General features: G+C 63.6%; 8 protein-coding genes. 1 reads left to right on the forward strand and 7 read right to left on the reverse strand.

Annotation, left to right across the window (positions count from 1 at the left end; all coding sequences use genetic code 11):
* Nucleotides 1–6: 6 nt before the first annotated feature.
* Nucleotides 7–2238: a 1,4-alpha-glucan branching protein GlgB gene (glgB, locus tag AC3WQN_RS05480; protein WP_103399020.1), complete on the forward strand. Its 2232-nt coding sequence runs from the start codon at nt 7–9 to the stop codon at nt 2236–2238.
* Nucleotides 2239–2319: 81 nt separating this feature from the next.
* Here the strand turns inward: glgB and AC3WQN_RS05485 are convergent, their stop codons facing one another.
* From AC3WQN_RS05485 to treZ, 7 genes are all read right to left on the reverse strand, one after another.
* Nucleotides 2320–3387: an autotransporter domain-containing protein gene (locus AC3WQN_RS05485; protein WP_103399021.1), complete on the reverse strand. Its 1068-nt coding sequence runs from the start codon at nt 3385–3387 to the stop codon at nt 2320–2322.
* Nucleotides 3388–3699: 312 nt separating this feature from the next.
* Nucleotides 3700–4488 (reverse strand): endonuclease/exonuclease/phosphatase family protein, encoded by a 789-nt coding sequence (locus AC3WQN_RS05490; RefSeq protein ID WP_103399022.1) that lies wholly within the window; start codon nt 4486–4488, stop codon nt 3700–3702.
* 446 nt (nt 4489–4934) lie between these two features.
* Nucleotides 4935–7094 carry a glycogen debranching protein GlgX gene (gene glgX, locus AC3WQN_RS05495; RefSeq protein ID WP_103399024.1) on the reverse strand — a complete coding sequence of 720 codons (2160 nt, stop codon included), beginning with the start codon at nt 7092–7094 and terminating at the stop codon, nt 4935–4937.
* A gap of 291 nt (nt 7095–7385) precedes the next feature.
* On the reverse strand, nt 7386–7667 hold the full coding sequence (locus tag AC3WQN_RS05500; RefSeq protein WP_103399025.1) for a DUF2934 domain-containing protein: 282 nt from the start codon (nt 7665–7667) through the stop codon (nt 7386–7388).
* 21 nt (nt 7668–7688) lie between these two features.
* Nucleotides 7689–10475 (reverse strand): malto-oligosyltrehalose synthase, encoded by a 2787-nt coding sequence (locus AC3WQN_RS05505; RefSeq protein WP_103399026.1) that lies wholly within the window; start codon nt 10473–10475, stop codon nt 7689–7691.
* A complete protein-coding gene (malQ, locus tag AC3WQN_RS05510) occupies nt 10472–12553 on the reverse strand; it encodes a 4-alpha-glucanotransferase (RefSeq protein ID WP_103399027.1) in 2082 nt (693 codons plus the stop codon). The genes AC3WQN_RS05505 and malQ overlap by 4 nt, the downstream gene beginning before the upstream one ends.
* The gene (gene treZ / locus AC3WQN_RS05515) at nt 12550–14355 is read right to left on the reverse strand and encodes a malto-oligosyltrehalose trehalohydrolase (protein WP_103399028.1); all 1806 of its coding nucleotides are present in this window, start codon (nt 14353–14355) and stop codon (nt 12550–12552) included. Before treZ ends, malQ begins: the two co-directional genes overlap by 4 nt.
* Nucleotides 14356–14357 lie beyond the last annotated feature (2 nt).

Consider the following 14357-nt stretch of genomic DNA (forward strand, 5'->3'; position numbering starts at 1 on the left):
GCTGTCATGAAAGAGCGGGGACATGTGAAAGAGGCGCTGCTTCCGGCGGCGCGGGACATCGAGGCGCTGGTGCGCGCCGAACACCAGGATCCGTTTGCGATACTCGGCCCCCATGCCGACGACGCGGGCGGCCAGTTCATTCGGGCCTACCTGCCGGACGCCTTGAGCGTGCAGGTGATCGCCCGTGACTCCGGTGAGCAGCTCGGCAGCTTGAGTGCCACCGAAGTACCCGGGTTGTTCGTCGGTCATTTCGATCGGGCACAGGCCTACCTGTTGCGCACCCAATGGGCCGGCGGCGAACAGACCGCAGAGGATCCCTACAGTTTTGGTCCGTTGCTGGGCGAGATGGACTTGTACCTGTTTGCCGAAGGTAACCATCGGGAACTCAGCGCTTGCCTGGGTGCACAATTGAAGAGCGTCGACGGTGTGGACGGTGTGCGCTTTGCGGTCTGGGCGCCCAATGCGCGCCGGGTCTCGGTGGTCGGTGACTTCAACGTGTGGGATGGTCGCCGCCATCCAATGCGCCTGCGCCATCCGTCCGGGGTCTGGGAGGTGTTCGTTCCGCGCCTGCAGGCGGGAGAAGCCTACAAGTACGAAATCCTCGGTGCCCACGGGATCCTGCCGCTCAAGGCCGACCCCATGGCACTGGCCACCCAGATGCCCCCCGACACAGCGTCGAAAGTCGCCGCGCCCTTGACCATCGACTGGCAGGACACGGACTGGATGCAACGCCGCGGCGAGCGTCAGCGGTCCAGCGCGGCGTTGTCGATCTATGAATTGCACGCCGGTTCCTGGCAGTGCGAAGTCGACGATGCCGGCGAAGTCGCTCGCCAGTACAACTGGGCAGAGCTTGCCGAACGCCTGATCCCTTACGTGAAGGACCTGGGGTTCACTCACATCGAGTTGATGCCGATCATGGAGCACCCCTTCGGTGGCTCCTGGGGCTATCAGCCACTGGCGCAATTTGCCCCGAGCGCCCGCTACGGTTCAGCCGATGACTTCGCCGCGTTCGTCAATGCCTGCCACCTGGCGGACATTGGCGTGATCCTCGACTGGGTGCCCGCGCACTTTCCCACCGATACCCACGGCCTGGCGCAGTTCGATGGCACGGCGCTGTATGAGTACGGTAACCCGCAGGAAGGCTTTCACCAGGACTGGGACACGTTGATCTACAACCTGGGGCGCACTGAGGTGCACGGTTTCATGCTGGCGTCGGCGTTGCACTGGCTCAGGCATTTCCATGTCGACGGGCTGCGGGTCGATGCAGTGGCGTCGATGCTCTACCGCGACTACTCGCGCAAGGCCGGCGAGTGGGTGCCCAACCGCCATGGCGGACGGGAGAACCTGGAGGCCATCGATTTTGTCCGCCACCTCAATGATGTGGTCGACCTGGAAGCACCGGGGGCCCTGGTGATTGCCGAAGAGTCCACCGCCTGGCCGGGGGTCAGCCAGAGCACCGAACACGGCGGGCTGGGGTTCGACTACAAGTGGAACATGGGCTGGATGCACGATTCGTTGCACTACATCCAACAGGATCCGGTGTACCGCGCCCACCACCACAACGAATTGAGCTTCGGCCTGGTCTACGCCTGGTCCGAGCGCTTCATCCTGCCGATCTCCCATGACGAAGTGGTGCACGGCAAGCATTCGCTGATCGACAAGATGCCCGGCGATCGCTGGCAGAAGTTCGCCAACCTGCGGGCTTACCTCAGTTTCATGTGGGCCCATCCAGGCAAGAAGCTGTTGTTCATGGGCTGCGAGTTCGGCCAATGGCGCGAGTGGAATCACGATCAGCAACTCGATTGGTACCTGCTGCAATACCCGGAGCACCGTGGCGTGCAAAAACTGGTGAGCGATCTCAACCGGTTATACCGGCAGGAACCGGCGCTGCATGAACAGGACGACGTGCCACAAGGCTTCCAGTGGTTGATCGGTGACGATGCAATCAATAGCGTTTACGCCTGGCTGCGCTGGAGCAAGGACGGGTGCCCGCTGCTGGTGGTGGCCAACTTCACTCCCGTGCCCCGGCCGGCCTATCGGGTGGGTGTGCCGTTCGCTGGACGCTGGAATGAGCTGATCAATAGCGACGCGGGGATCTATGCCGGTTCCAACTACGGCAATGCGGGCGGTGTCGTGGCCGAAGAGGAGGGCAGTCATGGCCAGGCCCTGTCGCTGGTGTTGAACCTGCCGCCACTGGCGGTGCTGATCTTGCGCCCGGAGGGTGAGTTCGCCACCTGACGTACGGCGGTGAAACACCGGTGAAACGTCCGCGGGCCCTGCCGGTATCCAGGATAACCGGCAGGGCCGGGCGGTAACGGTTCACCAGCGCATCCGCACGCCAAGACTGCCAATCAGCCCGTTCAGGTCATTGTCGTCCACGTCACTGCTGTAATCGGCACTGACATACAGACTCACGGTGGGTGTCACTCTGGCCACCAACCCCAGGCCCAGCTCAACGGTCGATGAGTTGCGACTGCTGCTGATTTTGTCGACCTGATCCAGGGTAACCGTGGCGCTGGTGTTGACGGTGTGCCACAGGTTGGTACGCACATAGGGTTCGACCGGCAGGCCATTGATGTCATAACTACCTTTCAAGCGTGCGCCGACGCGGCCGCTCCAGGAGTTGAGATCACTGGAGGGGGCATCGCTGCCGGCGTTGCTGGCCTCCAGGCTGATGCGCTGGTTGATCAATTGCGCCTGGGGTTCGATCACCCAGTTCTTGCTGATGCCAATGGGGAATCCACCTTCGACCGACAAGGTCACTGCCCGGCCTTCGGTGGCTTGCCGCTCACCCTGGCTGTTGCGACTGTAGCCGCTGACCCGGCCACCGCTGGCGGTCAAGTCTACGTGCCAGCCGCTGGCACCGGTCAGGCTCCAGTAGGCCCCCAGGCTTTCGCCTGCGAGGTTGAGGCTGTCGGTGTTCGGGTCGGCCAGTGCCGGGCCGATCAGCGTGCCGTTGCCATTGCTCTGGATCTGTTGGGCGCCACCCACCAACCCCATGCGCTGCGTATTGCCGCCATTGCCATGCACGGTCAGGAACGCTGGGCTGTTGACGGCCGGATGGCTGGCGATGCTGGAAAACTGCGAATTGAGTACATCCTGTTCAGCCTGACGGGCGGGGCCGCCGTACACCCGTTGCCAGGCAGAAGGGGCCGCCTGTTCGATCGTCAGTAACTGGTTTTCAAGGCCGGGTTGGCGAATGAAGTGCCCGCTCTGCGGCACCTCGGGAGCAGGGAACGCAAACGTTGGGACATCCTGACGATACCAGGGAGTCGTCTCGTCGTCGGCGGACGACGCCTGAACCTCCATGGAGGTACACAGCAATAGCGAAGTCGAAACGGTGTACAGGGTCAGTTTGAATTCGTGGTGGTGGAGTGAAGTGTTCATGGAGGTCTACCTTGCAATCGCATGCTGTCTCTCGTCTTGGTGTCCCTCCTACCCCGAATGAGGGGCGACCGATTTCATTGGGGCAAACCCTGGCGGCCCGCAGTGGCGGGATGTCGAGGCCTGCCCCAGGGAGATAATTCCGGGGGTAGTAAGGACTAGCTAAGAAGACCCGAGGCTTCGCGTCAAGAAATTGAACGATGAGCGGTATGACTAAATTAGGCGATATAAACGACTGAAAACTGGCGATTCCCTAAGCTGTTGTTTATCCAAAAAATCATCTGCCAAGCGTTGGTTTCGCACCTTTCGTCGGGTTCAAAGGTGCACTTCGACGGCCAGGGGCAGGTGGTCGGAGAGATGGGTCCAGGGCTTGCTGCCGAGGATTTTCGGCTCATGACTGCTGGCATTGCGCAGGTAAATGCGGTCCAGGCGCAGCAGGGGGAATCGGGCCGGGTAGGTTTTGGCCGGTCGTCCGTGATGACGCTCGAAGGCTTCGTGCAGGTCCTCGCGTCGGGCCAGGGTGAGGTTGCCCTGAAGCTGCCAGTCATTGAAATCGCCGGCGATGATCACCGGCGCATCGCCCGGCAGCGATTCAAGCAACTGGCAGAGCAGGGCCAACTGCAACTGGCGGTGGCTTGCCAGCAGGCTCAGGTGCACGCAGATCGCATGCACCTCGGCGTGCCCCGGTACATCGAGCACGCAATGCAGCAACCCGCGACGTTCGGGGCCGGTGATGGACACGTCCAGATTGCGGTAGTGACGGATCGGGTAACGAGACAGCAGGGCATTGCCGTGATGACCATCGGGGTAGACCGCGTTACGCCCGTAGGCAAAGTCGCTCCACATGCTGTCGGCGAGAAACTCGTACTGCGAGGTCGATGGCCAGTGGGTGTGGCGCGCTGCGTGACGATCATGCTCGCCCAGCACCTCTTGCAGGAACACCAGGTCGGCCGCGGTGCTGCGCACGGCCTCACGCAGCTCTGGAAGGATGAAACGCCGGTTGAGGGCGGTAAACCCCTTGTGGGTGTTGACGGTCAGCACCCTGAGGCGATGGGTCGCCGTCGAGGCCGCGGGGGCCGATTGCTGGTCTGAGTCGGGGCTCACATTCACTCCTCGAAATCCGCAACAGGGTATCCATGCGACTGATGCAGTGGCCGGCAGTTCAGCCTGGGTCGCGCGAGCGTGCCGCCGAGCGTAGCGACCACCCTGGCACGCACACAGGCATAGAGGAGGGAATGGGGACTGATGAGTGCAATGTGGTCCGCTTGCGGGGGCGGGTTCCAGAGGGGGCCAGGCAACAGGCGGTCGACGAGAGGGGTAGGGCTCATGGTCATACGTCCTTGTACGGGTTGGTCATCTGTCGTACCCGCGATGCAGGCTACGTCCTGGCGACAGATCGGGGGCACTCGTTATACCGGGGTTCAGCGATCCTGACCCTGGACTGCCGCACGCTGAGTATTGTCCATGCTCTGCGGTTCGTCGCCCCCGACTGCACGTCGGTCAGTGTTTTTTTCAAGGACCATGCCGGGTGCGATCCAAAGGACAGGGTTTCACTCGTCCTCCTCGCGTTGCAGTTCGAACAGCAGCAGCGAGCGGCCGGTCACGGCGTAGGGGTGATCGAAGTCGAAGCGTTCCTGGCCACGAATCGAGGGTTGGTGGGTGTCGACCAGGCAGGTCCAGAATCCACCGTCAGGCACTTCGGGCAGGCAAAAATTGACGATGTCGTGATGGGCGTTGACCACCAGCAGCAAGGTGGCATCGGCCCCCTTGCGACGAATGCCGGTTTCCTGGGCACGACCGTCGAGCAGTATGCCCAGGCAGCGACCGTGGCTGTCCTGCCATTGTTCGGTCGACATCTCGCTACCATCGGGAGCCAGCCAGGTCACGTCCTTGACGCCGATGTCCTCGTTGTAGCTGCCGACCAGGAACCGCCCCCGGCGCAGGATCGGGTAGCTCAGGCGCAGCTTGATCAGGCGCTTGACGAATTTGAGCAAGGCCTTGCCGTCGTCGCTCAGGTCCCAGTTGACCCAGCCGATCTCGCTGTCCTGGCAGTAGGCATTGTTATTGCCATGCTGGGTCCGGGCGAACTCATCGCCGGCCACCAGCATCGGCGTGCCTTGGGCCAGGAGCAGGGTGGCGAAGAAGTTGCGCATTTGTCGCTGGCGCAGCGCGTTGATCCCGGGGTTGTCGGTCGGGCCTTCGACGCCATGGTTCCAAGACAGGTTGTGGTCGCTGCCGTCCTGATTGTTTTCGTCGTTGGCTTCGTTGTGTTTGTCGTTGTAGGAGACCAGGTCATTGAGGGTGAAGCCGTCGTGGGCGGTGATGAAGTTGACCGAGGAGTAGGGCCGCCGACCGCGCTGGTTGAACATTTCCCCGGAGGCGGTCATGCGCGCGGCAAAGTCGGCGAGCTGGCCATCGTCACCTTTCCAGAATGCGCGCACGGTGTCGCGGAAGCGATCGTTCCATTCCACCCAACCGGGTGGAAAGCCCCCGACCTGATAACCGCCAGGGCCACAGTCCCAAGGCTCGGCGATCAGTTTGACCTGGCGCAGGAGCGGGTCCTGTCGACAGGCGACGAGAAAGCTGTGGCGCTCGTCGAAGCCGTCGTGATAGCGGCCAAGGATGGTGGCCAGATCAAAGCGAAAGCCATCGACGTGCATCTCCCCAGCCCAGTAGCGCAAGGAGTCGGTGACCATCTGCAGCACGCAGGGATGGCTCAGGTCCAGGGTGTTGCCGGTGCCGGAGTCGTTGATGTAGAAGCGTTTGTCGTCGGGTTTCAAGCGGTAGTAGGAGACGTTGTCGATGCCGCGCATGGACAGGGTCGGGCCTTGTTCGTTGCCTTCGGCGGTGTGGTTGTAGACCACGTCCAGGATCACTTCCAGATTGGCGTCGTGCAGGTGCGCGACCATTTCCTTGAACTCGGCAATCTTGCCGCTGGCCAGGTAGCGTGGGTCGGGGGCAAAAAACGCAATGCTGTTGTAGCCCCAGTAATTGGTCATGCCTTTGTGCAGCAGGTGCTGGTCATTGACGAAGGCATGGATCGGCAACAACTCCACCGATGACACCCCCAGCTTGCGGATGTGCTCCAGCAGGTCGTCGACCATCAGCCCGGCGAAAGTCCCGCGCAGTGCCTGCGGCACCGCCGGATGACGCATGCTGATGCCTCGTACGTGAGCCTCATAAATGATGGTTTTGTCCCAGGGCACGCTGACCCGGTGATCGCGGCCCCAGGTGTGCGCGGGGTCGATGACCTTGCACTTGGGTACGAAGGGCGCGCTGTCCCGTTCATCGAAGCTGAGGTCGGCGTCAGGGTGGCCGATGGTGTAGCCAAACAAGGCTTCGGACCATTTCAGCTGCCCCACCAGTTGCTTGGCGTAAGGGTCGATCAACAGCTTGTTGGGGTTGAAGCGATGACCGTTCTGCGGATCGTATGGCCCATGCACCCGATAGCCGTAGATCAGCCCGGGATGGACGTCGGGCAGGTAGCCGTGAAAGATTTCGTCGGTGTACTCGGGCAGTTCGATACGCTCGAGCTCGACCTCGCCGGCATCGTCGAACAGGCAGAGTTCGACCTTGGTGGCGTTGGCCGAGAAGATCGCAAAGTTGACCCCCAGGCCATCCCAGGTGGCGCCCAGGGGGAATGGCAGGCCTTCACGGATGCGCGTGGCCTCGACATGGGGTTCGGCAGCAGTAGCGGTAGGCGTGGTCATGAAGACTCCTGCGGCTTGGCATCGACATGGGCCGGTGCGCGGGTAATGCTGTTCAGCTGAGAAACGCTTGAGGCGAGTGAGAGCCCCGTGGCGAGCGAGCTTGCTCGCGCTGGGGCGCGAAGCGCGCCCAATAAAGCGACTGCGGTCTTTCAGAACGAACTCGGCGCAAACTTTTGGGGATGCAGTGCAGCCCAGCGCGAGCAAGCTCGCTCGCCACCGGGGATGTATTGAACAACCCTATCCTTAACTGAACAGCATTGCGATGCGCGGGCGGTGTTCCAGAGGCGACGCTCAACTGGCCGGTTTGCGAGGCGCCCGGGGCTTCTTTGGCGCGGCGCTCTTTTCGCCTGATACAACGCCCGCCGGGCTTTTGGCCTTTGCCCCGGCCTTGGTCGCCGTGGATTTACCGGCAGCGGCCTTGGCCGGCTTTAGCGGTTTGGCGGGTGCCAGGGCTTCGGCCTCGGCCAGTTTGCAGGCCATTGCCCAATGGCGCGCTTCCTGGCCTTCGGGTTTCCCTTCGGACTCCCAGATCTGATAGGCAAATTCACGAATACGTTTGTCATCGGTACTCATCGCAATACTCCTGAGTTGAGCTCAAGGCTGGATAAACAGATTGACCGGGAAGTCCCCCAGCGCCGCACTGATCAGTAGTTCCGTGGGGTGTGTGACTTCAGGTGTTGAAAAAAGTCCCTTCAGTTTTTCAGCGCACAGGGTGAACGGTAGTTTGACCCGGGTATCGCCCCAGAGCGGGGCATCGACCTTGGGCTCGGCACTGCTTTCCAGCAGTGCGGCAACCTGTATCGGTACCAGCACAATCGCCCATTGCCCCTGGTCCTCACGGGCAAACGCCAGCACCCGTCGGGCCTGGCTGCCCAACACCGGCAAGGGCACATAGCGTCCGCGCCGGAACAGCTGCGGATAATCGGCGCGCAACGCCAGGGTACGAGCGATCAGCGCCTGCTTGATGTGTCCGTTGCGCCAGGTCTCCAGCAACTTCCCGGGCGGGGCCATCGGGTCCAGCGCGGCCTGACGGGTGTTGAAGTCCACGGGTCGACGATTGTCCGGGTCCACCAGGCTGAAGTCCCAGAACTCGTTGCCCTGATACAGGTCCGGCACCCCCGGCACGGTCATGCGCAGCAAGGTTTGCGCCAACCCGTTGAGTGCGCCGACGCAGGCAATCGTCTGCGCGGCCTCGGCGATCGCGGTGCGCAATGCCAGGCCTTGCGGTGTAAGCAGCAATGTCTCGATAAAGGTCCGAGCGGCCTGCTCACAGGGGTCGTTGGCGGCGCTCCAGCTGCTTTGCAACTTGGCTTCGCGCAGGGCCTTTTGCTGCCACTGGCAAAGGCGTTCGCAATAGCTTGCCAGGCCGGCGAGGTCGTCTGCGGGTAGTTCAAGAGGCCAACTGGCGAGCAACGTCTGGTAGAGGATCAGTTCATCGCCAGCCGAGGGTGCGACCGGGTCAGTGCGCAAGGCCTGGGCGTGAGGGCGCCAGGCATGGATCTGTTCGGCATACCAGGTGCTGCGTTCGCTGAGTACGGCCAGGCGCGCGCGGCTGTCTTCGCCGCGTTTGTGGTCGTGGGTGGCGGTGGTCAGCAGGTTGTCGGGAAACGCCACGAGGCGTTGCTGGCAGGCGGCATGGAAATCGCTGGCCGGCGCACTGAATTGTTCGCTATTGAAGCCGACATCGTTGCGCGACAGCAGCACGCCCCAGCGATAGAGCGCGGTGTCTTCCACGGCCTTGGCCGCTGCGGGTGACGTCAGTTGCTGGAAGCGCACGCAGGCGTGCTTGAGGATCTTGCGCTGACGACCCACCGCTCGCTTGCGCCAAGGCTGGCCGCCCAGCCATAGCGCAATATTGTCGAGTACCGGCCAGTCGGCTTCACTCAAGGCCTGGCGTGCGCCGGTCATTGCCTGCTGGAAAAAAAACTCATCCTCGACCGAGCGCCCGAGCGGGCCGATGTACGTGCGGTACACCGGAAAATGCACGATCAGCGCCTGCAGGGCCCGTCGAATGGCGCCCAGGGTCAGGTCGCGGGTCATCACGTCATCCCGGGCCACTTGCAGCAGGGCCTGGGCGACACTTTCACAGTCACCGGCCAGCGAGCCGTTGAGGATTTGCTGGCGAGCCAGCCGGGCTTCTTCGATAAACGCTGGCGGCCGTTCGCTGTGGCGCTGCCACAATTGAGCCAGGGGCTGCGCGCCTTGGGGGGCGTGTTGCAGCAGCGACAGCTGATTCATGAATTCATAACCGGTACTGCCATCGACCTTCCAGTCGCGACGCAGGGTTTCGCTGGCGCCGAGGATTTTCTCGACGTAGAGGGGGATGTGCCGCCCGGGCGCAAGCGCGTCGACCCGGCGCCTGAGCTTGCGGCAGTAACCTCGAGGGTCGGCGAGGCCGTCGATGTGGTCGATGCGCAAGCCATCCACCAGGCCGCTGGCGATCAGTTCGAAAACCTTGGCGTGGGTGGCCTCGAACACGGCGGGGCGTTCGACCCTCAGCGCACCCAGCTCGTTGATGTCGAAGAAGCGTCGCCAGTTGATGTCGTCGGCGGCGGTTCGCCAACTGGCCAGGCGATAGCTCTGGCGTTCCAGCAGGGTGTGCAGGCGCTGGAAACCCTCCGGCTGGCGGGCGTCATGCAGGGCCAGGTTGAACGCGATGCAGCGCGCGATCCCGGGCCGACGGGCCAGTGCCGCCAACGCTTGGTGCAAGGGGCCGGCGAGGGCGCGGGCGTCGGTCTGGTAACGCAGGGTGGTGAACTGGTCGGCCAGGGCCTTGAGGAGGGCGGCCTGATCGGCGCTCAGTGCATCGTCGGGTTTGAGCAGCAGGGCGTAGTCGGTGGGGCAGATCGGGAAATAGTGCTGAGCGTGTCGGGCACGGAAGCGGCCCTGTTCGGGATCAAACTGTAGCGTCAGGGTGCCGTCCTGCAAGGCGATGCCGTAATCGCTGCCCAGAAACGGCAGCAATAGTTGACCTTCGAGCAAGGGGTCCGGTGAGTGCCACTGGATGTCGAAGAATTCGCCGTAGGGGCTGAGCCGCCCCCACTCCAGCAGATCGAGCCACCAGGGATTGTCGGCGCCGCCGACGGCCATGTGATTGGACACGAGGTCCAGCACCAGGCCCATGTGCCTGGCGCGCAGGGCTTGCACCAGGCGCTGCAACGCGGCCTCACCGCCCAGTTCGGGGTTGACCCGGCCGGGGTCGACCACATCGTAGCCGTGCGGCGAGCCGCTGCGCGCACAGAGCAAGGGTGAGGCGTACAGATGGCTGATGCCCAGGTCGCTGAAGTACGGCACCAGCGGCACTGCGTCATCCAGGGTGAAGCCGCGATGAAACTGCAACCTGAGGGTTGCCCTTGGCGGTAGCGGGGACACCTGGGTCATTGATCACGCTCAACGGCCTGCAGGCGTGCACAGGCGAGCATCTCCAGGCGTCGTGCAACGTCGGGATCGTCCAGCAGTTTTTCGCTGTCCACCGGCAAGCGCCGACACCAGTTCGGGTGGCTGTCGAGGGTGCCAGGCAAGTTGGCCTGTTCATCAAGGCCCAGCGCATCTTCCAGGGGCAGCAGTACCAGGGGGGCGCGGGTATGCCCGAGGAAGCGTGCACTGGCATCGAGCACTTGATCGGTCTCCCGGGTTTCCTCGCGGAAGTTCTGCGGGTCCTGGCTCAATGCGCCGCGCAGGCCTTCGCGCTCACGCTGGCGGTGTTCGCGCCATTGCCGCTCGCCTTGGTCATCGATCAGCCCCAGGCGGGCGCTCCACTCGATGTCGCGGCCATGCCACCAGCCGTTGAGCGTTGGCAGGTCGTGGGTGCTGGTGGTGGCCAGTGCATTGTCGGGCCAGTCGAGAATGGGGCGAAAGCGCGAGCCGTGGTCCTGCTCGAACAGCAACACACGCATGCCCAGGATCGAGCGCGCGCTGAGTTTCTCCCGCAGGCCGTCGGGTACGGTGCCCAGGTCTTCACCGAGGACGATTGCCTGGTGCCGATGGGATTCCAGAGTCAGCAAGCGCAACAAGTCGTCCACCGGGTAGTACAGGTAGGCGCCTTCACTGGGCGGCGCGCCCAGGGGGATCACCCACAATCGTTGCAGGCCCATCACATGATCGATGCGCAACCCTCCGGCGTGGGCGAAGTTTGCCCGCAGCATTTCGATGAACGCACGAAAGCCGTTACGCACCAGCCCCTCGGGAGAAAACGCGGAAATCCCCCAACCTTGACCGGTGCGATTGAGAATATCCGGCGGCGCGCCGACCGTGAGCGAGGCCAGCAATTCGTCCTGGCGGCTCCAGGCCTGGCTGCCGCCGCCGTCGGCACCCACCGCCAGGTCGGCGATCAGGCCAATGCCCATGCCACTGCTGCGGGCCACGTTTTGCGCGCGTTGCAGGCAGCGGGCGATCAGCCATTGGCAAAAGGCGTAGTAGCCGATGCGCCCGGCGTTTTGTTCGGCAAAGGCGGCCAGTTCGGCGCTGCGCGGGTTGCGCCAGGAAGGCGGCCATTGTCGCCAGTCGAGGCTTTCACCGCGTGCCGCGCACGCCTCCTGGAGCGCCTCGAAGCGGCAGTGGTTTTCCAGGGCTTCGCCAGCGCTGTGGCGAAAACGGCTGAAATCGGCATGCAGCGGGTGTTCGCCTTGGGTGAACCCGTCGTACAGCGCTTGCAGCACCTGTTGCCTGGCCTTGGTCGCCGCCGGCCAGTCGATCAGTGGCAGGTTCTCCAGGCGCTTGAGTTCGTCCCCCAGTTCGGTGGCGTCAATGGCCATGCGCAGCGCACGTTCACCGAGGATTTCGCCGGGCGCGGCAAACAGGCTATTGAGGAACAACCGACTGGAGGGCGAGTAAGGGCTATAGCGCTGCGGGTCGTTGCTGAACATCGCGTGTATCGGGCTGATCGCCAGTGCCTCGGCGCCCCGTTCGCCGGCAACCCGGGCGAGGTTCTCCAGTGCCTGCGTGTCGCCAAAACCGCCGTCGCCAGGGCGTCGTAATGCATATAGCTGCACGCTCAATCCCCAGGCCCGAGGTGTCGGGCTGTCCACTGCCTCGGCCACGCTATGGCAGTGCAAGGGGGCTACGGCGAGAGTGAAGGCATGCCCGGCAATGCTGACATCCTGATACCCCACGGGAATCAGCCCCGGCAGGACGGCATCGTCGTCGAGCCTGAGGTTGAGGATCGCGCCGTCTTCGAGGCGAATTTCACAGGGCGTGCCAGGCGCAAAGTAGCGCGCGAGGTCGAGCCCGCTCCCCACATCGACGGTCATCAGCGGCGGCAGGTGCGTGCGGTCCTGGGCCTGCTGCAAGGCTTGCAGGCTGGCGTCGATTTCCTGGGCGCTGCCGGCCGGGTGCCCAAGCCCGGCGAGGACCATTCGCAGCACCGATGGCGCGACTCTCCGCGGCCGGCCATTGGCGTCGATCCAGTCCACTGCCAGGCCGGCGCGGCTGGCGAGGATTTCCAGTTGGGCGTCGCTCATGGGCGCTCTCCAGTAGGGGATGGCAATGCAGTACCCGCCGTCAGGCTGACCAGCGCGCAATGGGGCGCCAAGGTGCCCTGTTGCAGCTGTTCGAAGGTATGGGGAGGGTAGTCGAAGATCACCCGGGCATTGGGGGGTGGCAGATGGGCAATCCCGCTACTCCCCAGGTTTACGTCAATGCAGAGCAGGCTGCCATCGCCCAATTGCCAGCGGGCGCTGAGGGCGCCGGTTCCCAACACCGTGGTGTCCAGGGCGCGGGTGCCGGGCAGGCGCGGGATGATTTCCTGGTGGCGGATGCGCAGCAATTGTCGGTAAAGCTCATGGGTGGCACGTCGGGATCTGGATTGCCCCGGGGTCAGGGTCGGGAGCGAGCCGAGAAAGGTCGACGCGTCGTTCGGATCGGGAATCTGCTCGCGGCGATGCGGGTCGGCGAACGCGGCGAAGGCGGCGAACTCGTTGCGCCGGCCTTCGCGCACCCGTGCGGCCAGTTCGCCCTGATGGCTGGTAAAAAACAGGAAGGGTTCGGCGGCAGCCACTTCGTCGCCCATGAACAACAGTGGAATCATCGGCGACAGCAACACCAGTACGGTGGCCGCCTGCAGTGCCTGCGGGGCGCTCAGTTGGTGCAGGCGTTCGCCAAAGGCCCGATTGCCGATCTGGTCATGGTTCTGCAGAAACAGCACAAAGGCGCTGGGGGGCAGATGGGCGCTGGGTTCGCCACGGGGCTGGCCATGGCGATCGAGGTGGCCCTGATAGACAAACCCCTGGCTCAGGCCGCGGGCCAGTTGCTCGGTGGGCTGCTCGGCAAAGTCGGCGTAGTAGGCGTCGGTTTCGCCGGTCAGCAGGACGTGCAGGGCATTGTGGCCATCATCGTTCCATTGGGCGTCGAAACCCTGCTCCAGCAGGCTGGCCTGGTTGTGTTCGTTTTCCACGGTGAGCCAGACGTGTCGGGCCGGGTTGACCTGCTGGCGCACCCGGGTCGCGAGTTCCTGCAGAAAATCCGGATCCTCGATGGCATGCACCGCGTCCAGGCGCAAGCCGTCGAAGCGGTACTCCAGCAGCCACATCAGTGCATTGTCGATAAAGAAGTCGCGCACCTGGCGTCGGCGAAAATCGATGGCTGCGCCCCAGGGTGTCTGCCGGTCTTCGCGAAAAAAGCCCTTGGCATAGCGGGGCAGGTAGTTGCCATCCGGGCCGAAGTGGTTGTAAACGACATCGAGCATCACCGCCAGGCCCAGGCCGTGGGCGGTATCGATCAAGTGCTTGAGGTCATCGGGCGAACCATAGGACGACTGTGGCGCGTAGGGCAGCACGCCGTCGTAGCCCCAATTGCGCTCGCCGGGAAACTGCGCCAGTGGCATCAGCTCGATGGCCGTGACACCCAGTTCCACCAGGTGCGGCAAATAGCGCTCGACCTCGGCAAACCCGCCCAGCAGGCCGACGTGTAGTTCGTAGATCACCGCCTCGTGCCAGGGCCGGCCTTGCCAGTCCGGGTGCTGCCAGCGGTAGGCGAGGGGGTCGACCACCACGCTGGCAGACTCCGGGCCCGCGACCTGGGCCCGTGATGCAGGGTCTGGCACGTCCAGTTCACCATCGATGTTGAAGCGGTAACGGGTGCCTGCCGGGCACCGGGTGTCGGCCACGAACCAGCCGTCCGCCCGGGGCAGCAAGGGCAAGGATTGCCCCGTGGCAAATTCGACACTTACATGAAAAGCATCGGGCGCCCACAACGCAAAGCGGGTGCGTCCGGTCTCCAGCATGACGGCACCGTGGGGCCAGGTTTCCAGAGTCCGTGACGGCATTC

Source organism: Pseudomonas sp. FW300-N1A1 (genome assembly GCF_058789115.1).

Excerpts from the sequence above, each read along its gene's own strand:
- glgX (WP_103399024.1), bottom strand. The coding sequence starts at position 7,094 with ATGACCACGCCTACCGCTACTGCTGCCGAACCCCATGTCGAGGCCACG.
- treZ (WP_103399028.1), bottom strand. The coding sequence starts at position 14,355 with ATGCCGTCACGGACTCTGGAAACCTGGCCCCACGGTGCCGTCATGCTG.
- AC3WQN_RS05505 (WP_103399026.1), bottom strand. The coding sequence starts at position 10,475 with ATGACCCAGGTGTCCCCGCTACCGCCAAGGGCAACCCTCAGGTTGCAG.
- AC3WQN_RS05485 (WP_103399021.1), bottom strand. The coding sequence starts at position 3,387 with ATGAACACTTCACTCCACCACCACGAATTCAAACTGACCCTGTACACC.
- glgB (WP_103399020.1), top strand. The coding sequence starts at position 7 with ATGAAAGAGCGGGGACATGTGAAAGAGGCGCTGCTTCCGGCGGCGCGG.
- AC3WQN_RS05500 (WP_103399025.1), bottom strand. The coding sequence starts at position 7,667 with ATGAGTACCGATGACAAACGTATTCGTGAATTTGCCTATCAGATCTGG.
- malQ (WP_103399027.1), bottom strand. The coding sequence starts at position 12,553 with ATGAGCGACGCCCAACTGGAAATCCTCGCCAGCCGCGCCGGCCTGGCA.